This is a genomic window from Curvibacter soli (genome assembly GCF_029211125.1).
Lineage (GTDB): Bacteria > Pseudomonadota > Gammaproteobacteria > Burkholderiales > Burkholderiaceae_C > Curvibacter_A > Curvibacter_A soli.
This window is the reverse complement of record NZ_JARGEN010000021.1, coordinates 35,571-57,400: the sequence shown is the minus strand read 5'-3', so window position 1 is coordinate 57,400 and position 21,830 is coordinate 35,571. Positions and strand designations below refer to the sequence as shown.

Here is a 21,830-nt window from a genome sequence, read left to right as displayed (position 1 = left end):
TCGCTGTGGCGTGGGGCGGGCTGCGGCCGCGCCGCAGGCGCGGTGCGGCGCGGCGCAGGCGTTGCGGCGGGAGGCGGGTTGGACATTGCGGCTCGGGGTGCGTGGGGCGGCACCCGCGAGCATAGGCATGCGGATGTCGTGGTCATGTCCAAGCCCGAGGGGCTTCAAGCCAAATCGGCCTCCAGCGCTTTGTTTTCCTGCGGTGGCAGCTATTGTTTTGGTAGCGACCGTGGGTTTCCGTGCCAGCCTGCGGGCGCCTGCACCGCCATGGACAGCCACGGCGTTGCGCCCAGCCAGCGCGCCAGGCACTCCGCCTCGGGCGCCACGAGCGCATGGCCCATGGGGCAGTAGGCGCGTGCAGTACGGCGCCCCGAGTCGGCCAGCCCGGCGTCGGCGCGCCGGCCCAGGAGGCGGCAGCTTGTCGTCCCACTGGCCATGGGCCAGGAACACCGGCGGGCGCGCCCGGCCGGCGACGGGACTACACGTTGTCCTGCACCACCGGCTGGCTGCTGCCGGCGGCCAGCGTGATGCGGGTGCGCTTGAGCACCGGGCTGGCCGGCGCGGTGCCGTCGGCGTTCAGCGGCTTGACCTTGGTGTAGACCACGTTCAGGCTCGACGGCGTGACGGTGGCCGAGGCGTAGCCCTGGGCGTCGTGGTCCACGTAGGCGAAGTCGGGGTTGTTGGCGCGCAGCAGCCCGTCGAAGCCTTCGGGTGTGGCCGCCAGCGCGGCCAGCGGGGTGGTGCCCGCGCCGACCTTGACGTAGGAGTAGAAGCTGGAGCTGCTGATGCCCGCGCCCACGAAGTCCACCAGCGCGGGCTTGCCGACCGCCGGATCGGGATTGTCGCGCACCACGCCGCACTGGAAGGCGTGCAGATCGCCGGTGATTGCCACCACGTTATGGATGTTGTTGGACGTGATGAATTGCATCAGTTCGGCACGGTGGCTCGGGAAGCCGTCCCAGCCGTCGCAGTTGACGACGTAGACCGCGTCGTAGGGCGCCGGGGCCAGGGCGCGCAGGTCGGCCCACATGCGGCTGAGCATGATCTCGTTGCCCCAGACCTTCCAGGTCGCGCTGCTGCCCAGCAGGGTCTGCTTCCACCAGGCGGTCTGGGCGGCGCCCAGGATGGACGGCGCGCGGCCCAGGGCCTGGGTCTTGCCGGCCTCCAACTGCTGCAGCACCGGCTGCTGCACGAAGTAGCGTGCGCCGATGGAGTCGCTGCCGTTGACGGGGTCGTGCCCCTGGGCCTGGGCGATGGCGGCTTCGCTCACCACATGGTCGTCGCGGTACAGGCGCTCGTCGGTCATCACGAGGTGGATCAGGCTGCCGAAGCGGAAGTCGCGGTAGATGCGCAGATTGTCGTAGGCGGCGTTGGCGCTGTCGAAGGACACGTCGCCGAAATCCACGGGCATGTACTCCACCCAGGCCTGGTTGGCAGCGCGGCGGCGCGCGGTTTCCTGCTTGTTCTCGTTGGTGTAGGTCTGGTGGTCCTGCCAGCAGTCGTCGCTGAACTCGTGGTCGTCCCAGGTGGCGACCATGGGGAACTTGGCGTGGATGGCCTGCAGCCGCGCGTCACCCCGGTAGGTGCGGTAGAGCGTGCGGTAGTCGGCCAGCGTGGTGGCGTAGCGGCTGCCGTCGGGCAGCGTGGTGCCGTCGGGGAACTGGATGCGCGTATGCGCGGCCTCTGCCGCGCCGGATTGGAACGCCGCGCCCACGGTTTCGTAGATGTAGTCGCCCACGTGGACGACGAAGTCCAGGTCGTCCTCGGCGGCCAGCAGGTCCATAGCGGCCCAGTGGTTCACGCTCCAGTCCTGGCAGGAAAACCAGGCGAAGCGCAGTTGCGGCACCGCCGCGCCGGCGGCGGGCGCGGTTTTGGCGCGGCCTGCGGCGCTCTTGTCGGCGCCGGCGGCGAAGCGGTAGTAAAGCCGCGTGGCTGCGGGCAGGCCCGTGACCTTGGCGCGCACGGTGTAGTCGTAGGCCGCGGTGGCGCTGAGGGGCACGTCGGCCAGCAGGCTGTCGAACTTATCGCTTGTCGAGACCTGCAGCCGCACTGCCACGTCGCCGCTGCTGCCGTCGGTGCGCACGCAGCGGCTCCAGAAGACGAGGCTGGCTTCGCGGGGGTCGCCGCTGGCCACGCCCTGCGGGAAGGCATAGCGGCCGAGGGGCTCGCCATCGTCGTCACCGCCGCAGGCGGTCAGTGACGACGCGGCGGTGGCGACGACGAAGAAACTGGTTCGGGAAAGGAATTGGCGGCGGTCCATGGTGTTCGCAATGTTCGGGGAAAGAAACCGCCGAGCTTGCGGCGCTGCCATGACGCCACTGTGAAAATGAAGGGGTCGCGCGCGCCGGGGCTACTTCTTGTCAGGCACGGGTGCGGGCGCTGCCGCAGGTGCGGGTGCGGGTGCGGGCGCTGCCGCGGGAGCGGGAGGTGGCAGCTCGCTGACCTGCAGCGACAGATCGAACAACTTGGCCTTGCCGGCGTAGTAGCGGTCGATGCGCCACTCTTCCAGGATGTCGATGGCCAACTGAAAGCGCTTGTAGTCCAGCCTGTAGAGGCTGCTGAGTTCAAAGGGGCCGGCGGATTCCAGCGCCAGCACCAAGGCGGCGAGCGTTCGCGCCGCTTCGCTGGTAGGGTCGGTCGCAATGAAATTGCGTGCAAGCTTGATTGCGTTCATATAAGGGAGTGGCCAGGGCTGTGTAAACGGAAATTCTATGCAGAGCCTTGCCGCAAATTGATGACAATTTGATGAAGGCCGAGAAATAGCAAGGCCACTCAGGCATCGGTGGGCGCTGCTGCTCCATGGAGCGGCAACAGCGCGGTCAGGCGCTCCCGGATGGAATCGGCACGCTCGCGCCCCGCGATACGCGTCACCTCGTCCATCATCTCGTCGGCCACCAGCAGCATCGACTCGCGGTCGCGCGCCTCGCGCAGCGCCTGCCGGAAAAAGTCTGCCTGCGCCGGATCCCTGCGCGCGAACAGGCGCTCGCAGATGTCAAAAAGAAACATGCGCGCGCCGGCCAGCGTCTGGACCACACGCGCGGGCGCAGGCGCGGGCGCTGCGGCGGGCGCAGGCGGCTCTTGCACTTCCGCAGACAGATAGCCCTGCGCCAGCAGCAGGGCGACGATGCGCTCGCCGGTGCCATCGAAAAGCGCGCGCAGCTCCGCGTCGGTCTTGCGGCCATCCGCGAGCAGCAGCACCGAGCGCTCGCGCAACCCCAGCGTGCGGACCCCAGGAGCCAGTTCGGCATGGGCTTTGGCGGTTTTCTGCAACAACATGACGGGACTCCCGGCTCCATTGGAACCGCAGTGGGTGACAGGCGCATGAATGTTCCGCGCCCGTCCGGTCAGGCGCGGTAGGTCTGCAGGTGGATGCTGGTCTCGGTGTTGCCGATGCCCTTGATGAGACGGATGCGGTCCAGTGTGCGCGACAGCGCGTAGAGGTTCTCCACCCGCAGCTCGGCCAGCAGGTCCCACTTGCCGTTGGTGTCGTGCAGCGCCGCCACGCCGGGCTCGCCGAGCAGGCTGGCCGCCACCTTGCGCGCCTCGTTGCCTTCGACCAGGATACTCGTCCACGCCACGATGCCTGCGGGCTCGGACTCGGGCCGCAGGCGCACGGTGTAGCCCACCACTACGCCCTCGCGTTCGAGCCGCGCGATACGGTTGGTGACCGTGCCGCGCGATACCTTCAGCCGCGCGGCCAGCGTGGCGATGCTCGTGCGCGCATTCGCGCGCAGCAGCGCGATGAGATCGTGGTCCGTGGCATCCATCATTTCGTCAATAGATATTCTGCAAAACGCAATTTTGCGCAGCATTTCACTACATTTTTGACGATTCCCTTTTGCATGGCGGTTTGCGATGCTCTATGACTTCCCTCAACCGGAGGCGGACCATGAGCACCCCACGACGAAACGAGACCGGATTCCTGAGCCCCGCGCGCGCCGCCGAAGTAGTACGCCGCGTGGGGCTGGCCAACTGCCTGCGCGGCATGGCCGACTGCCTGGAGGCCGACTACCGGCGCTGGCAGGACTTCGACAAATCCGCCCGCACCGCCAGCCATTCGCCCGACGGCGTGATCGAGCTGATGCCCGTGGCCGACCAGCAGACCTATGCCTTCAAGTACGTCAACGGCCACCCGCGCAACACGCAGGACGGCATGGCCACGGTCATGGCTTTCGGCGCCCTGGCCAGCGTGCGGACGGGCGCGCCGCTTTTCCTGAGCGAGCTCACACTCACCACCGCGCTGCGCACCGCCGCCATGTCGGCGCTGGCCGCGCGCGTGCTGGCGCGCCCCGGCAGCCGCACGATGGCGCTGATCGGCAACGGCGCGCAAAGCGAATTCCAGGCCCTGGCCTTCCACGCGCTGCTGGGCGTGGACACGCTGCGCATCTTCGATACCGACCCCGCCGCCATGCTCAAGCTCGCCGCCAACCTGCGGCCCTGGAAGCTGCGCGTGCACGTCTGCGCCAGCGCCGAGGAAGCCGCCCAGAGCGCCGACATCGTGACCACCGCCACCGCCGACAAGGCCCGCGCCACCATCGTGCACCCCGGCATGGTGGAGCCCGGCATGCACATCAACGCCGTGGGCGGCGACTGCCCCGGCAAGACCGAGCTGCACCCCGGCGTACTGCGCGGCAGCGCCGTGTTCGTCGAATACGAGCCGCAGACCCGCGTGGAGGGCGACATCCAGCAGATGCCGGCGGACTTCCCCGTCACCGAGTTCTGGCGCGTGCTCACAAGCCAGGCGCCGGGCCGCGCCAGCGACGCGCAGGTGACGGTGTTCGACTCGGTGGGCTTCGCACTGGAGGACTATTCCGCGCTGCGCTACATGCACGGCATGGCACGCGACTTGCACTTGCTCGACACCATCGACCTGGTGCCCGGCCTGCCCGACCCGAAGAACCTGTACGCGCTGCTGCGCCCCGCGCCCGCGACCACGGCGGCGCACACAGCAGTGCTGGAGAACGCATGAACGCCCTTGCCTCCACCGCCGAAGAGCCTCCCGCGCGCATCGCGCTGATCGGCGTGCCCACCGACATCGGCGCCGGCACGCGCGGCACCGGCATGGGGCCCGACGCCCTGCGCGTGGCGCGCCTGGGCGAGGCCATCGCGCAGCTCGCCGGCCCTGTGCTCGACCTGGGCAACCTGGCCGGCCCCGCCAACCCGCAGCGCCCTCGCGACGGCGGCGGCTTTCGCCACCTCGACGAATGCGTGCAATGGAACCAAGGCGTGCACGACGCGGTGCACGCGCAGTTGCAGGCGGGCCGCATGCCCGTGATGCTGGGCGGCGACCACAGCCTGGCCATCGGCTCCATCAGCGCGGTGGCGCGGCACTGCCGCGCCGCGGGCAAGCAGTTGCGCGTGGTCTGGCTCGACGCGCATGCCGACTTCAACACCGCCTCCATCTCGCCCACGGGCAACATCCATGGCATGCCCGTGGCCTGCCTGTGCGGCCACGGGCCTGCGGAGCTCACGGGCCTGGCCGGCCATGTGCCTGCGCTGGCGCCCGCCGACATCCGCCAGATCGGCATCCGCAGCGTGGACGAGGAAGAAAAGCGCATGGTCAACGAACTGGGCGTGGAGGTGTTCGACATGCGCTTCATCGATGAAACCGGCATGCGCGCCACCCTGCAGCAGGCGCTGCGCGGCCTGGAAGATCCGGGCATCCACCTGCACCTGAGCTTCGACGTCGACTTCCTCGACCCCGAGATCGCCCCCGGCACCGGCACCACGGTGCGCGGCGGGCCGACCTACCGCGAGGCGCAACTGTGCATGGAGATGATCGCCGACACCGGGCGCCTGGGCTCGCTCGACATCGTGGAGCTGAATCCCGCGCTGGACGTGCGCAACCAGACCGCCGGCCTGGTGGTCGATCTCGTCGAAAGCCTGTTCGGCAAAAGCACCCTGGTGCGCAACCGCGGCACTTAACGGGTACGGAATTTGCTCCACGGGGTTCACTTCTAACCGCCACCCGTGCTGACGTGTGCGTCGGTTTTTGACGCCACAATGGCGGTCTTTTACCCAACTTGCTGATTGCAAAGGATCCATATGAACGCAACAACGCTGAACTTCGCTACCGCGAAGCTGGACAACCTGTGGCGCGGCGCCGCCCTGCTGCTGGCCGGCCTGGCACTGGCCGGCTGCGGCAAGCAGGCTGAAACGCCCGCGCCCGCGCCCGCCCCGGCAGCCGAGGCGCCCGCCGCCCCCGCGCCGGCGCCGGCCAAGGCGCTGGTGGTCGGCACCGACGCCGCCTATGCGCCCTTCGAATCGCAGGACGCCACGGGCCAGATCGTCGGCTTCGACATCGACGTGGTGACCGCCGTGGCCAAGAGCCAGGGCGTGGAAGTGAAGTTCGTCAACACGCCGTGGGAAGGCATCTTCAACACGCTGGCGCAGGGCGACCGCGACCTGCTGGTGTCGGCCATCACCATCACCGACGAGCGCAAGCAGACCATGGACTTCAGCGACGCGTACTTCGACGCGCACCAGCTCATCGCCGTGGGCGAGAAGTCCAAGGTCACCAAGTTCGACGACCTGAAGAAGCTCAAGGTCGGCGTGCAGACCGGCACCACCGGCGACGAGGTGGTGACCAAGATGCTCGGCAAGGACAGCACCAACATCAAGCGCTTCGAATCCACGCCCCTGGCGCTCAAGGAGCTCGAAGCCGGCGGCGTCGATGCCGTGGTGGCCGACAACGGCGTGATCGTGAACTACGTGGCCAACAACGCCGGCTCCAAGTTCAAGACCGTCAACGACCCCAGCTTCGCGCCCGAGCAGTACGGCCTGGCCGTGCGCAAGGGCAATGCCGAATTGCTGGCGAAGCTCAACAAGGGCCTGGCCGCGATCAAGGCCGACGGCACCTACGACAAGATCTACGCCCAGTACTTCGGCGCCAAGGACGCCGCCCCGGCTGCCGCCGCCGAGCCGGCGAAGAAGTAAGCACCGCACGCACGCCCTCGGCCCCACGACGACGACCGCGACATGGACTTGCGCTGGAACATCCTTTCCGGCTACATGCCGCTGTTCGTATCCGGCCTGTGGATGACCATCAAGGTCACCGCCGTGGCCATCGTCGCCGGGCTGGCGCTGGGCCTGGTCTTCGGGCTCGTCACCAGTTCGCGCCAGGCCCCGCCGCCGCGCGGGTCTCTGGCGCGCTGGGCCATCAGGCCCGTGCAATGGTTCGGCGTGGCTTACGTCACCTTCTTCCGCGGCACGCCGCTGTTCGTGCAGATACTGCTGGTGCACTTCGCGCTGATGCCTGCACTGATCCATTCCGACCACGGCCTGCTGCTCTCCGGGCCGCTGGCCACCGAATTCCGTCAGAACTACGGCGCCTTCTTCTCGGGCGCGCTGGCGCTCTCGCTCAACGCGGGGGCCTACATCTCCGAAATCTTCCGCGCTGGCATCCAGTCGATCCACCGCGGGCAGACGCAAGCCGCCTACAGCCTGGGCCTCACGCACGCGCAGACCATGCGCTACGTGGTGGTGCCGCAGGCCGCGCGGCGCATGGTGCCGCCGTTGGTCAACGAAGCCGTCACGCTCATCAAGGACTCGTCGCTTGTCTCGGCCATCGGCCTGGCCGAGCTGGCGCTGGCCGCCCGCACCGTGGCGGGCGCCTACTCGCGCTACTGGGAGCCCTACCTCATGATCTCGGCGCTGTACCTCGTCATGACGCTGCTGCTTTCGCTCGTGGCGCGCCGGCTGGAAACGCCGGACTACCAGAAGGGGCGCTGAGCCGGCCACTGCCGGCGAACGCGAAGGCCGCCACACCCCCGACCAGCCGCAGCGCCGCCGCGGCGGCTCCGTGCAGCGCCAGGCGCAGGTCGGCCAGCGGCTCGCCCACGCTGACCTGCCAGCGCTGGCCCATGCTGGCCGCCGCCGCGGCGGTGGCCGCATCCCAGTGGAAGCGCGCCGCGCCCGCAGCCTCCAGCGCCTCGACCACGATGCGCTGGCCGGCCTCCACGCGCACCGCGTGGCCGGGCACCAGGAACAGGTCGCCCCAGTCGTTGGCGGGGCCGTGCTGCGGGCCGTCGAACGTGACCCAGGCGCAGCCGCCGTCCACGCGAAACAGGGCCGGCCCACGCGCCACGAGCGTGATGGCGTGCCCGGCATTCAGGCGCCAGCTACCCGTGAATGCCTTGCGGGCCGGCGCGGCGGCCTGCGACGGAAGTTGCAGTTCGAGAACGTCGTTGGCGTACATCACATCACTCCTCAATGGGCGTTGCTGGAATTGAACCTACCAGGTTGAATGATCGTTGCGCCATCCCCACGCAGTCCAATGAAATCGCGCTACTCTATTGATTCTGCAAACGCATCAATCCAGACAAACCCCTATGCAGCAACCGCAAACCCACCTGCGCACCCGCCCCATACCCGTGGGCCACCTGCGCACCTTCGAGGCGGTGGCGCGGCACCTGAACTTCCGCGCCGCGGCGCAAGAGCTGGCGCTCACGCAGTCGGCGGTGAGCCGCCAAATCCAGGGGCTGGAAGACGAAGTGGGCGTGCCGCTGTTCCTGCGCCACACGCGCGCCGTGGAGCTGACCGACGCCGGCGCGCAACTGCTGCGCGCCACGCAGTCCAGCGTGGCGCGCATCGACAGCGCCGTGCGGCAGATCCGCCAGACGGCCGGGCGCAAGAGCGTGGCCATCACCACCTGGGCCTCGTTCGCGTCGATGTGGCTGATCCCGCGCCTGGAGGTGTTCCAGCGCACGCACCCTGACATCGACATCCGCATCGACGCCAGCGACACCTCGCTGGACCTGGACACCGCCGACGTGGACCTGGCGCTGCGCTACGCCCTGCCCGCCAGCGTGCCGCACGGCGCGCAGCGGCTCTTCGGCGAACAGCTCACCGTGGTGGCCAGCCCCTGGCTGCTCAAGAGCGGCGCACGGCTGGAGCAGCCCGAGGACGTGGCGCAGTTCACGCTGATCGAAGCCGGCGACTCGCACCGCAGCGCTTACATGGAGCTGCTGACCTGGCGCCGCTGGTTCGACGAATACGGCCTGCAGATCACGCCGCGGCGCTGGCTGTACTTCAACTACGCCAGCCAGATGGCGCAGGCCGCGCTCACGGGCCAGGGCATCGCGCTGTCGCGCATGCCGCTGATCTCCGACAGCCTGGCCAGCGGCGACCTGGTGGAAGTGATGCCCGCCAAGCGCCTGGAGTCGCCGATGGCCTACTGGCTCATCGTGGGCCCGCGCAGCACAACGCGACCCGAGGTACAGGCGTTCTGCGAATGGCTGCGCCGCGAGGCGCGGATGACGCGGGAGACGGTGGGGGAAGGGCTGGATTGCGACCTGGCCGACGACCTTGACTGAGGCCACCGGCCCCAGTGTCACCCCGACGCGGAACTGCCACACCCGGCTCGGCAAAGCCAAGGCCCTTGCTGCACCACAGGGCATGCTCACGCAAACGGAGTTCGGGCGCGAGAAGGCGCACATCCTGGGCAATTAACCTGGAAACAGCAGTTGACCGCTTCGTATCCCTTGCCAGGCCGCAGGAAATTAACCTATTTCCGGCAGTTGAATCCCCAAAATTCGAGCAAGTGCCTGTCACGCATTGAGTTTCCATGCTTTCCAGACTCACCCAACTGGAACTGCTCTGCAGTCACGCGAAGTCTTTGGAAACCTGCATGGATATTGGGTTTCTTCAGTTTTTCGGTTGGTTCAACTGCCGTTTTTAGGCCACCAACGCCACCGCCCCAAAATCCCCCACCCTCTCCCCCAGCCCCGCCGGCACGAGCCGCACGCCCGCCGTCAGCGCCGGCAGGTGCGCCGCGACTTCGGCTTGCAGCCTGGGCAGCAGCAGCGCGCGGTGGTGCAGGAACACGCCGCCGCCCAGGCTGATGCGCTCCAGGTCCAGCAGCGCGACCAGGTTGTAGAGCATGCGGCCCAGCACGCGGCAGAGTTCGTCCACCTCGGCCAGCGCGCGCGCGTCGCCTGCGCCGGCTGCCGCCATCAGGCCGGCGGCGTCGCCCCAGCCCTCGCTGGCGAAGCGGCGCGCCAGCGCGTTGCCGGCCACCAGCGCCTCCACGTCGCCGACGTTGCCGCAGCCGCACAGCAGCCCGTGCGCGCCGTCGCTGGCGAAGGTGTGGCCCGCATGGCCCGCGTTGCCGTTCTTGCCGCGCAGCACGCGGCCATCCACGCACAGGCCGGCGCCGATGCCGGTGCTCCAGGTCACGTAGGCGCAGTGGCTGCTGCCCTGCAGCGCGCCCCATAGGCGCTCGGCCTCCAGCGCGGCCACGGCGTCGTTCTCGATGCGCAGGCGCGCGAAGCGCTGGCGCAGCGGCGCCTCCAGCGGCACGGTCTTCCAGTCGTTGGGCAGGCCGCGCGCGGGGCCGGCGATGCCGCCGCAAATATTGGGGTTGGCCACCTCCAGGCAGCCGCCGTCCAGCACGAAGGGCCCGCAGGACGCCACGCCGGCCTGCGCCACGCTCTGCGGCGCCAGTCCGGCGTCGGCGCACACGGCATCCACCATGCGCAGCACCTGCCGCGCCAGCGCATCGCGGTCGCCGCGGGTGGCGGTGGGCTCGCTGCGCCGGTGCACGGGCGGCGCGCCGCTGCCGTCGGCCAGGCTCACGGCCACCTTGGTGCCGCCGATGTCGATGCAGGCTTTCATGGGAGTGTGCGTTCTACAGGAGCTTGGTCAGCAGGCTGACCGCGAAGCTCAGCAGCAGCGTGGAGGCCAGCGGAATGTCCCACTCGCGCCCGCCCAGCCGGAAGCGGAAGTCGCCCGGCAGCCGCCCGAAACCCAGCCGGCGCAGCAGCGGCGAGAGCCAACTGATGAGCGCAAGGGCCAGGAAGATGACGATGAACCAGCGCAGCATGGGTGCCGAGTGTAGGGCCGCGCTCAGGCGCAGGGGAGCACCAGCACCGCCTGGACATGCGCGGCGAACGCGGGCGGCGGCGCGGCCCAGCGTGCCGGCCTGGGCGATGGCGGCGAAGCTGCGCAGCAGGCCGATGTCGAGGGAGAGCGCCATTTCGTCATCAATTCACTTGATGCCAGCGATGAAAACTATTCGATTCATTGAACCTGGAAACAGCAGTTGACCGCTTCGTATCCCTTGCCAGGCCGCATGCAATCGAGCGTTGCCGGCTCCGATGGGGTTCACCTGGTGGGTGAGAGCGCTATGCACCTGCCAGCACCGCGCTCGGCGCGCCATGCGGCGTTGCTCCTCCTTGCGGGCAGTAGCCCGCCGCGTCGTCGCGCCTTGCCTGGCACCCCGATCACGGCACCGGCAGGCGCATCCAACTGCCGTTTCTAGTCTCTAAACGGATGAGTTTTGGCGCAGGGCAAGGCGCGGTTTTATGTGCTGCCTGGCGTTGAACATTGCACTAGACTGCCCTGCACCCCCCATTCCAGGAGCCCCCATGTCCCGCAACGAAGACCCCGATTTCTGGCGCAAGGCGCGCCAGCACCTGATCCGCTACGGCGGCACTTTCGCACCCCTGGTGATCGAGCGCGCGCAGGGCAGCTTCGTCTATGACGCCGACGACCGCCCCATCCTCGACTTCACCTCGGGCCAGATGAGCGCCGTGCTCGGCCACTGCCACCCCGAGATCAGCGCCGTGGTGGCCGACTACGCGCACCGGCTCGACCACCTGTTCAGCGGCATGCTCTCGCGCCCGGTGGTCGATCTGGCCGCGCGGCTGGCCGAGGTGGCGCCCGGGGCGCTCACGCGCAGCATCCTGCTGACCACGGGCGCGGAGTCGAACGAGGCGGCGATCCGCATGGCCAAGCTGGTCACCGGCAAGTACGAGGTGGTGGGCTTCGCCCAGTCGTGGCACGGCATGACCGGCGGCGCGGCCGCGGCCACCTACAGCGCCGGGCGGCGCGGCGTGGGGCCGGCGGCGGTGGGTTCATTGGCGATCCCGGCGCCGTTCGGCTACCGCCCGCGCTTCTTCGACGCCAGCGGCGCCTACGACTGGCAAGGCGAGCTGGACTACGCCTTCGACCTGGTGGACCGCCAGTCCTGCGGCAGCCTGGCGGCCTTCATCGCCGAGCCGATCCTGAGTTCGGGCGGCATCATCGACCTGCCGCCGGGCTACATGGCCGCGCTCCAGCGCAAGTGCGCGGAGCGCGGCATGCTGCTGATCCTCGACGAGGCGCAGACCGGCGTGGGCCGCACCGGCACCATGTTCGCCTGCCAGCGCGACGGCGTGGTGCCCGACATCCTCACGCTGTCCAAGACGCTGGGCGCGGGGCTGCCGCTGGCGGCGGTCGTCACCACCGCCGAGATCGAGGAGCGCGCGCACGAACGCGGCTACCTGTTCTACACCACGCATGTCAGCGACCCGCTGCCCGCGGCCATCGGCCTGAAGGTGCTGGAGGTGGTGGAGCGCGACGGCCTGGCGCAGCGCGCGGCGGTGGCCGGCGCGCGGCTGGAGCAGGGCCTGCGCGGGCTGCAGGAGAAGCATGGCTGCATCGGCGACGTGCGCGGGCGCGGCCTGCTGCTGGGCGTGGAGATCGTGCAGGACCGCAGGACCAAGGCGCCCGCGCCCGAACTGGGCGCGGCCATCACGCAGGCCTGCATGGGGCTGGGGCTGTCGATGAACGTGGTGCAGCTACCGGGCATGGGCGGCGTGTTCCGCATCGCGCCGCCGCTGACGGTGAGCGACGCGGAGATCGACCTGGGGGTGGAACTGCTGGGGCAGGCCATTGCCCGCTGCTGCTGAGGCCTACTCATATACTCCCCACCAAGCACCTCGCCAGCGCAATAAATAAAAGCGGCGGCAAACGATACTCCCAGGTAGTATCGAAAACCACCAGCCCCACGGCGCGCAGGCGTTCCGGCGCCTGCGCATGCGGCGCGGCGTGGCCGCCGCCGGCGCGCGCCCGCCGGAGCCCATGTCCAGCGCCCGCCAAGCGGTTGGCATATTCAGTGCTTGTGTGTTTCCGTGCACAGCCAATAATCCGCACAATCTCCGCCCAATCGCAATTGAAAACACGTTCCCGGGGGGTGCCGCAGGGTGCCCGCCGCAACATTCCGGACCCCACGGAGGACCCACCGCCCATGCTGCAGGAAGAACGCTTCGTCCGCATCCGCATGCTGCTGGCCGCCGTCTCGCGCCTGGGCACCGACCGCATCGCGCAGGAGCTCGCCGTGTCGCGCGAGACGGTGCGGCGCGACATCGTGGAGCTGGAGGCCCTGGGCGCGCTGCGCCGCGTGCATGGCGGCGTGGTGGCGACGGGCCTCGCGCCCGAGCCGCCGCTGGCCGCGCGCCAGACCGTGCGCGCAAAGGAGAAGCGCGCCATCGCCCGTGCCGCGGTGCAACTGCTGCAGCCGGGGCAGACCCTGTTCGTCGACGCCGGCAGCACCACGGCGCTGCTGGCCGAGGAGCTGTCCGCCCTCTCGGGCCTGACCATCATCACCAACGGGCTGGCCGTCGCGCTGCGGCTGGCCGCCGCCGACAAGAACCGCGACGCGCGCAACCAGGTCATCCTGCTGGGCGGCAGCGTGAACACCGAGGCGCAGGCCGCGCACGGCGACATCACCGTGGCCGACATCCACCGCTACCGCGCCGACGTGGCCCTGCTCTCGCCCGTGGGCGTGCATGACCAGCACGGTGCCACCAACTTCGCGCACCCCGATGCCGCCGTGGCGCGCGCCATGGCGCAGCAGGCGCAGCGGCTCGTGGTGCTGGCCGACCACAGCAAGATCGGCCAGGCCAGCCGCGTGGTGTACGCGGGGCCGCAGGACATCGACACCATCGTCACCGACGCGGCGGCGCGCGCCATGCCGGCGCTGTCGGCGCTGCAGGCCGCGGGCAACCACGTGGTCGTGGCCTGAAGCCATGCCAGCGCCCTATTCCCATACGGTTGCGGGCCACACCTGGCAGTTCGCCGACCTGCGCACGCTGATGGCCAAGGCCACGCCGGCGCGCTCGGGCGACATGCTGGCCGGCATCGCCGCGGGCTCGGCGGTGGAACGCATGGCCGCGCGCATGGCGCTGGCCGACGTGCCGCTCGAAACCTTTCTGAACGAGGCGCTGGTTCCGTATGAAGAAGACGAGGTCACGCGCCTCATCATCGACACGCACGACGCCGCCGCCTTCGCCCCCGTCGCGCACCTGACGGTGGGCGGCTTGCGCGACTGGCTGCTCGGCGACGCCGCCAGCGGCGACACGCTCGCCGCCGTGCGCGCCGGCATCACGCCCGAGATGGCGGCGGCGGCCAGCAAGCTCATGCGCAACCAGGACCTGATCGCCGTGGCGCGCAAGTGCCGCGTGGTCACGCGCTTTCGCAACACCATCGGCCTGCCCGGGCGCCTGGCGGTGCGGCTGCAGCCCAACCACCCCACGGACGATCTGCGCGGCATCGCCGCGTCGATGGTGGACGGCCTGCTCTACGGCGCGGGCGACGCGGTGGTCGGCGTCAACCCCGCCACCGACAACCTGGCCGCGCTGACCGGGCTGGTGCACAGGCTGGCCGAAGTGATCGAGCGGCTGGCCATCCCCACCCAGGCTTGCGTGCTCACGCACGTGACCAACACGCTGCAGATGATCGAGCACGGCGCGCCGGTGGACCTGGTGTTCCAGTCCATCGCCGGCACCGAGGCGGCCAACGCGAGCTTCGGCATCAGCCTCGCACTGCTGCGCGAGGCGCGCGAGGCCGCGCTGTCATTGAAGCGCGGCACGCTGGGCGACAACGTGATGTACTTCGAGACCGGCCAGGGCAGCGCGCTGTCGGCCAGCGCCCACCACGGCGTGGACCAGCAGACCTGCGAGGCCCGCGCCCACGGCGTGGCGCGGGCCTTCGCGCCGCTGCTCGCCAACACGGTGGTCGGCTTCATCGGGCCCGAGTACCTGTTCGACGGCAAGCAGATCATCCGCGCCGGCCTGGAAGACCACTTCTGCGGCAAGCTGCTGGGCGTGCCGCTGGGCTGCGACGTGTGCTACACCAACCATGCCGAGGCCGATTCCGACGACATGGACACGCTGATGACGCTGCTGGGCGTGGCCGGCGTGCCCTTCATCATGGGCGTGCCCGGCGCCGACGACATCATGCTGGGCTACCAGAGCACCTCGTTCCACGACGCGCTGTACCTGCGCCAGGCGCTGGGCCTGCGGCACGCGCCCGAGTTCGAGGCCTGGCTGCAGCGCATGCAGATCATCGACGGCGCGGGCCGCCTGCTGCCCGCCACGGCGCACCACCCGGCGCTGGCGCGCATGCGCCAGTTGCAACTGGCCTGACCATGGACCGCCGCCCCGCCCCCGACCCCTGGGCCGACCTGCGCGCCCACACCGCCGCGCGCATCGCCCTGGGCCGCGCGGGCGCCGCCCTGCCCACGCACGAGCTGCTGCGCTTCGGCCTGGCGCACGCGCAGGCGCGCGACGCGGTGCACGTGCGGCTCGACCCCGCCGCGCTGGCCGCGCGTCTGCAATCCCTGGGCTGCGCCACGCAGGTGGTGCGCAGCGCCGCCGCCGACCGCGCCACCTACCTGCTGCGGCCCGACCTGGGCCGGCGCCTGGACGCCGACGATGCGCAGCGGCTGGGCCAGGCCGCCGCCCCCGGTGGCTGCGACCTGCTGCTGGTGGTGGCCGACGGCCTGTCGTCGCTGGCCGTGGAACGTAACGCCATGCCGCTGGTGCAGGCCATCCGGGCGCAGGCCCCGGCGGGCTGGACGCTCGGCCCCGTGGTCGTCGCCACCCAGGCCCGCGTGGCGCTGGGCGACGAGATCGGCGCGCTGCTGGGCGCGCGCATGGCGGCGGTGCTGATCGGCGAGCGCCCCGGCCTCTGCGCGCCCGACGGCCTGGGCATCTACCTCACCTGGCAGCCGCGCGTGGGCTGCCACGACGCGCAGCGCAACTGCATCTCCAACGTGCGGCCCGAGGGCCTGCCCGCATCCGCCGCCGCCGCGCGCCTGTGGTGGCTGTGCCGCGAGGCGCGCCGCCTGGGCCTGACCGGCGTGGGCCTGAAGGACCGCAGCGACGCCGCCACGCTGGACGCGCCCGCCACTCCAGGCGCGGCGCCTTGATGAACTCTCGATCCGCCGCCTCTCCTTGATCGAGTCCCGGTGCAGACGCAACAGGCTGTTCGTGCGGCTCAGCCCGGCGATGCCGGAGATGTGCGCCTGGCCCTTGGGCGCCCAGGTGCCACGCCCACGGCGCGCGCCGCCCTACAGCCGGTGCGTGCGGTCGCCTTGCGCAAAACCCAGCGGCTCCCATGCCGCGCCGCCCGCGCCCAGGGCGATCACCTTGAACAGTTCGCCCATTTCATGTTCATGGATCAATTTGGCTGCCAGCGCTTTATCTGCCTGCGCCGACAGCTCCATTTTTGATAGCAGTCCGCAGTTCATGAGGAAGCGCGCCTGCGAGGTGTAGCCCAGCACGTCGAGCCCCGCCTCCTGCGCCGCCAGGGCGATGCCGGTGAAGTTGACATGGGCGGTGATGTCCTTGGCGCCCACGCTGGCCAGCGGGTCGCCGTCGGCGCGGTGGCCCTGGTGGCACATCACCGTGCCCATGTGGCGCTGGGGGTGGTAGTACTCGGCCTCGGGAAAGCCGTAGTCGATGAAAAAAGCCGCCCCGCGCGCCAGCCGGTCGGCCAGCGTGCGGACGAAGGCTTCGGCCTGGGGATGGACTTCGGTCAGGTAGTCGTGCGGGCCCTCGATTTCCACCGGCGGGCGCAGGCGGGTGGGCACGTCGGCCCAGGCCAGCGCACCGGCGTGCAGCGCCACGCCGCGCGCGAACCACTGGCCGGCCACGCGCGCCAGCAGCGTGACCGGCATGGCGTCGAGCACCTCGTTGCCGACCACCACGCCTTCGATGCGCGCGGGCAACGCATCGGCCCACTGCACCTTGCCGCCCCAGGGCGCCAGCCGCGCCTGCTGGCGCGCCCGCAGCGTGCCCGACAGGTCGACGATGGTGTAGCGCTCCACCGCACCGCCGAGGGCGCCCAGCAATTGCCCGGCCAGCGCGCCGGAGCCGGCGCCGAATTCCCACACCTGGCCGGTGCCGGTGGCCTGCAGCGCCTGCGCCACCTGCACGGCCAGGGTCTGGCCGAACAGCGGCGTCATCTCGGGCGCGGTGACGAAGTCGCTGCCCGTGTCCGGCATGGCGCCGAACTTGGCCGAATCGTTGGCGTAGTAGCCCAGGCCGGGGGTGTAGAGGGCCAGCGCCATGAACCGGTCGAAGCCGATCCAGCCGCCGGCAGCGGCAATGGCCCGCGCGATATGGGCGTGCAGGGCGGTCGCTACACTGTCGGGTCTTGTCGTCACGCCCCGGATTGTCCCCGAATGTCCACGCCCCCACGCCCCCGCACCGTGCTGGTGACCGGCGCCGCCAGGCGCCTGGGGCGCGAGATCGCGCTGGCGCTGGCCGCGGGCGGCTGGCGGGTGGCCGTGCACTACCGGCATTCGGACGATGATGCTCTTAAAACAATAGCTGATTGCGCTGCATTGGCGGGCGATAGCGCCGGTTTTGATGCAGACCTGCAGGACGAGGACGCGGTGCGTGCGCTGCTGCCGCGCGTGGTGCAAGGCTTCGGCGCGGTGGACGCGGTGGTCAACAACGCCGCGCTGTTCGACCATGACGGCGCCGCCACCTTCGGCTACGCATCGCTGGAGCGGCACCTGCGCGCCAACACCGGCGCGCCCATCGTGCTGGCGCAGGCGCTGCACGCGCACCTGGCCGCCCGTGGCGGCGAGGTGCGCGGCGCGGTGGTGAACCTGCTGGACCAGAAGCTCTGGAACCAGAACCCCGACTTCCTGAGCTACACGCTCTCCAAGGCCGCGCTGGAGGCGGCCACCACCATGCTGGCGCTGGCGCTGGCCCCGCGCGTGCGGGTGGCGGGCGTGGCGCCGGGGCTCACGCTCACCAGCCACCTGCTGAGCGAGGAGAGGTTTGCGCAACTGCACCGGCTTTCGCCGCTGGGCCGCTCCTCCACGCCGCGGGACGTGGCCGCGGCGGTGAAGTTCGTGCTGGAGACGCCCTCGATCACCGGCACCACGCTGCTGGTGGACGGCGGCCAGCACCTGATGCGCTTCGAGCGCGATTTCTCGCTCATGTAAAGGCCGCCATGTCCGCGACCCAAGGCACCCAGATACTCACGCTGACCGGGCTGCGCTTCGCCGCCAACCTGGGCATCCTCGCGCACGAGAAGACCGCGCCGCAGCCGATCCAGGTGGACGCCGAGCTGAATCTGGGCGCGCAGGACCTGCTGCCGCGCGACGACGACATCCTGCACGTGCTGGACTACCGCAAGGTGCGCAAGATCATCATCGACGAATGCACGGCGGAGCATGTGAACCTGCTGGAGAGCCTGATCGGCAAGCTGGCCCTGCGCCTGATGCAGTTGCCCGGCGTGGTGGGCGTGCGCGTGAAGATCGCCAAGCTGGAGATCTTCGACGACTGCGAAGTGGCGATACGGCTCGAAACCGGCCAGTGGTGAGGGTTGGCGCCCCGGTGCGACAATCGCGGCCATGAGTGCCGTCTGGACCGAAAACGAACCCGTCGATTCCGCCGCCGCCCAGCGCCGGATCGAACGCGAAAGCCACAAGCTCGAAAAGCGCCTGTGCCGCGAGGTGGGCCGCGCCATCACCGACTACGCGATGATCGAAGCGGGCGACAAGGTCATGGTCTGCCTGTCGGGCGGCAAGGACAGCTATACGCTGCTCGACATCCTGCTCAAGCTCAAGGCCCGCGCGCCGATCCATTTCGACCTGGTGGCCGTCAACCTCGACCAGAAGCAGCCCGGTTTTCCCGAAGACGTGCTGCCCGCCTACCTGCGCCAGCTCGGCGTGCCGTTCCACATCGAGAACCAGGACACCTACAGCATCGTCAAGCGCGTGGTGCCCGAGGGCAAGACCACCTGCGGCCTGTGCAGCCGCCTGCGCCGCGGCATCCTGTACCGCGTGGCCGGCGAACTGGGCGCCACCAAGATCGCGCTGGGCCACCACCGCGACGACATGCTGCAGACGCTGTTGCTCAACATGTTCTTCGCCGCCAAGCTCAAGAGCATGCCGCCCAAGCTGGTGAGCGACGACGGCCGCCACGTGGTGATCCGCCCGCTGGCCTACGTGGCCGAGAAGGACACCGCGCGCTGGGCCCGGCAGCAGGGCTTTCCCATCATCCCGTGCAATCTCTGCGGTAGCCAGGAGAACCTGCAGCGCCAACAGGTGGCCGAGATGCTGCGCGAGTGGGACCGCAAATACCCCGGCCGCGTGGACAACATGTTCCGCGCCCTGCAAGACGTGGTGCCCAGCCACCTGCTCGATGGCAAGCTGCATGATTTTCGGCACATCCGCGCCACCGGCGTGGCCAGCGACGAAGGCGACAAGGCTTTCGACCATGAAGCATTCTCCGCCGCGGCGCCCACGCTGCCGGGGCTGCAAGTCGTTGCGCTGTAGACGGGCCGGCACATCCGCGCGGCCCCCCGTGCCCAGGAGCCTTTCACCATGACGAAGCGGATCATCACCACCACCCTTGCCTGCCTGGCCGCGCTGGCGCTGTCCGGCTGCGGCGGCATGCGCCTGGTCGACAGCGACGTGCAGGCGTTCTCCGCTCTGCCCACGCAGCCGCTGCCCGCCGCCACCTACCGTTTCGAGCGCCTGCCCTCGCAGCAGACCCCGCAGGCCGCCGTGCAGCAAAGGGCGCTGGAGGACATCGCCGAGCAGGCGCTGGCCAAGGTCGGCATGCAGCGCGACGACGCCCATGCGCGCTACACGGTGCAGGTGGGCATGCAGACCACCAGCCGCCTGCGCGACGATGGGTGGAACGACGGCTGGTACGGCGGCCCGCGCTGGCGCATGGGCGTGGGCCTGGGCTTTTATGGCCGCCGCTCGTCCATCGGCGGCATGGGGTGGTTCCCGCCCACGGTGCTGTACCAGCATGAGATCGGCCTGGTCATGCGCGACACGGCGAGCAACCAGATCGTCTACGAAACCCACGCCGTCAACGACGACCTCTGGAACGACGATCCCGCCGCGCTGGCCGCCATGTTCGATGCCGCGCTGCGCGACTTTCCGCAGCCGCCGCAGGGCCCGCGCCGCATCAACATCGAGATCCCGCGCTGACCGATGGAAGAGCCGACCCGCATCATCGCCATCCGCCACGGCGAAACGGCCTGGAACGTGGACACGCGCATCCAGGGGCATCTCGACATCCCGCTCAACGACACCGGGCGCCGGCAGGCCGGCCAGTTGGCCGCGGCGCTGGGCGAGGAACCCGTATCGGCCATCTACGCGAGCGACCTCTCCCGCGCCTGGGAAACCGCGCAGGCCGTGGGCCGCACGACCGGCGCGCCGGTGCACGCCGCGCCCGCGCTGCGCGAGCGCGGCTTCGGCATCTTCGAGGGCAAGACCTTCGCCGAGGTGGAAACCGCGCTGCCCGCCCAGGCCCTGCGCTGGCGCCGCCGCGACCCCGACTTCGAGCCCGAGGGCGGCGAGTCGCTGCGCCGCTTCCGCACGCGCGTCACCCAGGCCGCGCACGGCCTGGCCGCGCGCCACCCGGGCCAGTTGATCGCCCTCGTGGCCCACGGCGGCGTGCTGGACGTGCTGTACCGCGACGCCACCGGCCTGGACCTGCAGGCGCCGCGCACCTGGGCCCTGGGCAACGCCGCCATCAACCGGCTGCTGTGGACGCCCTCGGGCCTCATGCTGGTCGGCTGGGCCGACACCCAGCACCTGCGATCCAGCGGAGCGCTCGATGAAACCACCACCTGACACCTACAACCCCGCCACCACCGGCCAGCGCGTGGACCAGATCGACACGCCGGCCCTGGTGGTGGACCTAGACGCGATGGAGCGCAACATCCAGCGCATGGCCGAGTTCGCGCGCAAGCACCAGGTGCGCTGGCGCCCGCACGCGAAGATGCACAAGAGCGCCGAATTGGCCCTGCAGATGCAGGCCGCGGGCGCCACCGGCGCCTGCGTGCAGAAGACCGCCGAGGCCGAGGCGCTGGCCGCGGGCGGCGTGAACGACATCTTCATCAGCAACGAGGTGGTCGCGCCGCACAAGCTGCTGCGCGTGGCGCGGCTCGCGGCCCTGCTGGCCGCGCGGGGCGGGCGCCTCGCCATTGCCGTGGACAGCCCGGAGGGCATCCAGCGGCTCGGCGAAGCCCTGGCCGCCGCACGGGCCGCCGCGGATGTGCTCATCGAAATCGACGTCGGCCAGGGCCGCTGCGGCGCCGCGCCAGGCCCCGAAACGCTCGCGCTCGCGCAGGCCGTGCACGGCCAGCCGCAGATGCGCTTTGCCGGCCTGCACGCCTACCACGGCGGCGCACAGCATCTGCGCAGCGCGCGGGCGCGGCGCGAAGCCATCGCCGGCGCGGTGGAGGCGGCCCGGCGCACGCGCGACCTGATCGCCGCCGCCGGCATCGACGTGCCGCTGGTCACCGGCGCGGGCACTGGCACCCTGGTGCACGAGGCCGCCAGCGGCGTGTACGGCGAGTTGCAGGCCGGCTCGTTCCTGTTCATGGACGCGGACTATGCCGCCAACGAACGCGAGCCGGCGCAGCCCAATTTCGAGCACGCGCTGTTCGTCAAGACCCAGGTCATCAGCGCCCGCGCCACGCACGCCGTGTGCGACGCGGGCCACAAGAGCCACGCCATCGATTCGGGCCTGCCGCGCGTGCTCGCGCAGGACGACCGCCACGCCCTGGATTACGCCAGCGGCGGTGACGAGCACGGCATCCTGCGCGCGCGCCGGCCCGGCGGGCATTTGCCGGCGCTGGGGCAGATGCTGTGGCTGATCCCCGGCCACTGCGACCCGAGCGTGAACCTGCACGACGTGATGGTGGGCGTGCGCGGCGGGCTCGAAGGCGGCGCCGTGGAGCGGCTGCTCCGTGTCGATGCGCGCGGCGCGCTCTCATAACCCATAGTTTCCAGGGCCCGGCAT

Annotated in this window: 24 protein-coding genes; 15 read left to right on the top strand and 9 right to left on the bottom strand. The window is 70.2% G+C overall.

Annotation, left to right across the window (positions count from 1 at the left end; genetic code table 11):
• Positions 1-209 precede the first annotated feature (209 nt).
• From PY257_RS05000 to PY257_RS04980, 5 genes are all read right to left on the bottom strand, one after another.
• Positions 210-437, bottom strand: coding sequence for a hypothetical protein (locus PY257_RS05000; RefSeq protein ID WP_275739486.1), 228 nt, complete (start codon positions 435-437; stop codon positions 210-212).
• Positions 438-478: 41 nt separating this feature from the next.
• A complete protein-coding gene (locus PY257_RS04995) occupies positions 479-2,260 on the bottom strand; it encodes an alkaline phosphatase D family protein (RefSeq protein WP_275739484.1) in 1,782 nt (593 codons plus the stop codon).
• 90 nt (positions 2,261-2,350) lie between these two features.
• A complete protein-coding gene (locus tag PY257_RS04990; protein ID WP_275739481.1) occupies positions 2,351-2,674 on the bottom strand; it encodes a hypothetical protein in 324 nt (107 codons plus the stop codon).
• A gap of 98 nt (positions 2,675-2,772) precedes the next feature.
• Complete coding sequence (locus PY257_RS04985; protein ID WP_275739480.1) at positions 2,773-3,276, bottom strand: hypothetical protein; 504 nt, start codon at positions 3,274-3,276, stop codon at positions 2,773-2,775.
• A gap of 68 nt (positions 3,277-3,344) precedes the next feature.
• Positions 3,345-3,767 (bottom strand): Lrp/AsnC family transcriptional regulator, encoded by a 423-nt coding sequence (locus tag PY257_RS04980; protein WP_275739553.1) that lies wholly within the window; start codon positions 3,765-3,767, stop codon positions 3,345-3,347.
• Between the two features lie 122 nt (positions 3,768-3,889).
• Between PY257_RS04980 and PY257_RS04975 the strand changes: the two genes are divergently transcribed.
• The 4 genes from PY257_RS04975 to PY257_RS04960 all read left to right on the top strand — a co-directional run bounded on the left by PY257_RS04975 (position 3,890) and on the right by PY257_RS04960 (position 7,731).
• Positions 3,890-4,969: an ornithine cyclodeaminase gene (locus PY257_RS04975; protein WP_275739478.1), complete on the top strand. Its 1,080-nt coding sequence runs from the start codon at positions 3,890-3,892 to the stop codon at positions 4,967-4,969.
• The gene (gene rocF / locus PY257_RS04970; RefSeq protein WP_275739477.1) at positions 4,966-5,925 is read left to right on the top strand and encodes an arginase; all 960 of its coding nucleotides are present in this window, start codon (positions 4,966-4,968) and stop codon (positions 5,923-5,925) included. Before PY257_RS04975 ends, rocF begins: the two co-directional genes overlap by 4 nt.
• A gap of 120 nt (positions 5,926-6,045) precedes the next feature.
• Positions 6,046-6,936 carry a basic amino acid ABC transporter substrate-binding protein gene (locus PY257_RS04965; protein WP_275739475.1) on the top strand — a complete coding sequence of 297 codons (891 nt, stop codon included), beginning with the start codon at positions 6,046-6,048 and terminating at the stop codon, positions 6,934-6,936.
• A 42-nt stretch (positions 6,937-6,978) separates the two neighbouring features.
• A complete protein-coding gene (locus PY257_RS04960) occupies positions 6,979-7,731 on the top strand; it encodes an amino acid ABC transporter permease (protein WP_275739473.1) in 753 nt (250 codons plus the stop codon).
• Here the strand turns inward: PY257_RS04960 and PY257_RS04955 are convergent.
• On the bottom strand, positions 7,664-8,197 hold the full coding sequence (locus PY257_RS04955) for a DUF2917 domain-containing protein (RefSeq protein WP_275739471.1): 534 nt from the start codon (positions 8,195-8,197) through the stop codon (positions 7,664-7,666). The two genes, PY257_RS04960 and PY257_RS04955, sit on opposite strands and share 68 nt — an antisense overlap.
• Positions 8,198-8,330: 133 nt before the next feature.
• Between PY257_RS04955 and PY257_RS04950 the strand changes: the two genes are divergently transcribed.
• Entirely contained in the window at positions 8,331-9,314 is a 984-nt protein-coding gene (locus PY257_RS04950) for a LysR substrate-binding domain-containing protein (protein WP_275739469.1), read from the top strand.
• 361 nt (positions 9,315-9,675) lie between these two features.
• Here the strand turns inward: PY257_RS04950 and PY257_RS04945 are convergent, their stop codons facing one another.
• Together PY257_RS04945 and PY257_RS04940 are read right to left on the bottom strand one after the other, a co-directional pair.
• On the bottom strand, positions 9,676-10,614 hold the full coding sequence (locus PY257_RS04945) for an ROK family protein (protein ID WP_275739468.1): 939 nt from the start codon (positions 10,612-10,614) through the stop codon (positions 9,676-9,678).
• Positions 10,615-10,627: 13 nt separating this feature from the next.
• Positions 10,628-10,822 carry a DUF2905 domain-containing protein gene (locus tag PY257_RS04940; protein WP_275739551.1) on the bottom strand — a complete coding sequence of 65 codons (195 nt, stop codon included), beginning with the start codon at positions 10,820-10,822 and terminating at the stop codon, positions 10,628-10,630.
• A gap of 544 nt (positions 10,823-11,366) precedes the next feature.
• Here PY257_RS04940 and PY257_RS04935 point away from each other — a divergent pair.
• The 4 genes from PY257_RS04935 to eutC all read left to right on the top strand — a co-directional run bounded on the left by PY257_RS04935 (position 11,367) and on the right by eutC (position 15,973).
• Positions 11,367-12,671, top strand: a complete 1,305-nt coding sequence (locus tag PY257_RS04935) for an aspartate aminotransferase family protein (RefSeq protein WP_275739466.1) — start codon at positions 11,367-11,369, stop codon at positions 12,669-12,671.
• Positions 12,672-13,009: 338 nt separating this feature from the next.
• Positions 13,010-13,786, top strand: a complete 777-nt coding sequence (locus PY257_RS04930) for a DeoR/GlpR family DNA-binding transcription regulator (RefSeq protein WP_275739464.1) — start codon at positions 13,010-13,012, stop codon at positions 13,784-13,786.
• 4 nt (positions 13,787-13,790) lie between these two features.
• On the top strand, positions 13,791-15,188 hold the full coding sequence (locus PY257_RS04925) for an ethanolamine ammonia-lyase subunit EutB (protein ID WP_275739462.1): 1,398 nt from the start codon (positions 13,791-13,793) through the stop codon (positions 15,186-15,188).
• A 2-nt stretch (positions 15,189-15,190) separates the two neighbouring features.
• Positions 15,191-15,973, top strand: coding sequence for an ethanolamine ammonia-lyase subunit EutC (gene eutC / locus PY257_RS04920; RefSeq protein WP_275739460.1), 783 nt, complete (start codon positions 15,191-15,193; stop codon positions 15,971-15,973).
• A gap of 141 nt (positions 15,974-16,114) precedes the next feature.
• Here the strand turns inward: eutC and PY257_RS04915 are convergent, their stop codons facing one another.
• Complete coding sequence (locus tag PY257_RS04915; RefSeq protein ID WP_275739458.1) at positions 16,115-17,212, bottom strand: class I SAM-dependent methyltransferase; 1,098 nt, start codon at positions 17,210-17,212, stop codon at positions 16,115-16,117.
• An 18-nt stretch (positions 17,213-17,230) separates the two neighbouring features.
• On the opposite strand from PY257_RS04915, the gene PY257_RS04910 reads away from it, so the two are divergent.
• The 6 genes from PY257_RS04910 to PY257_RS04885 are packed head-to-tail and all read left to right on the top strand — an operon-like array spanning position 17,231 to position 21,806.
• Positions 17,231-18,004, top strand: coding sequence for an SDR family oxidoreductase (locus PY257_RS04910; RefSeq protein WP_275739456.1), 774 nt, complete (start codon positions 17,231-17,233; stop codon positions 18,002-18,004).
• Positions 18,005-18,012: 8 nt separating this feature from the next.
• Positions 18,013-18,384, top strand: a complete 372-nt coding sequence (locus PY257_RS04905) for a dihydroneopterin aldolase (RefSeq protein ID WP_275739454.1) — start codon at positions 18,013-18,015, stop codon at positions 18,382-18,384.
• Positions 18,385-18,415: 31 nt separating this feature from the next.
• A complete protein-coding gene (gene ttcA, locus PY257_RS04900; protein WP_275739452.1) occupies positions 18,416-19,342 on the top strand; it encodes a tRNA 2-thiocytidine(32) synthetase TtcA in 927 nt (308 codons plus the stop codon).
• 48 nt (positions 19,343-19,390) lie between these two features.
• Positions 19,391-20,008: a DUF4136 domain-containing protein gene (locus PY257_RS04895; protein ID WP_275739450.1), complete on the top strand. Its 618-nt coding sequence runs from the start codon at positions 19,391-19,393 to the stop codon at positions 20,006-20,008.
• Positions 20,009-20,011: 3 nt separating this feature from the next.
• Complete coding sequence (locus tag PY257_RS04890; RefSeq protein WP_275739448.1) at positions 20,012-20,656, top strand: histidine phosphatase family protein; 645 nt, start codon at positions 20,012-20,014, stop codon at positions 20,654-20,656.
• A complete protein-coding gene (locus PY257_RS04885; protein WP_275739446.1) occupies positions 20,640-21,806 on the top strand; it encodes a DSD1 family PLP-dependent enzyme in 1,167 nt (388 codons plus the stop codon). The genes PY257_RS04890 and PY257_RS04885 overlap by 17 nt, the downstream gene beginning before the upstream one ends.
• The last annotated feature ends 24 nt before the right edge of the window (positions 21,807-21,830 follow it).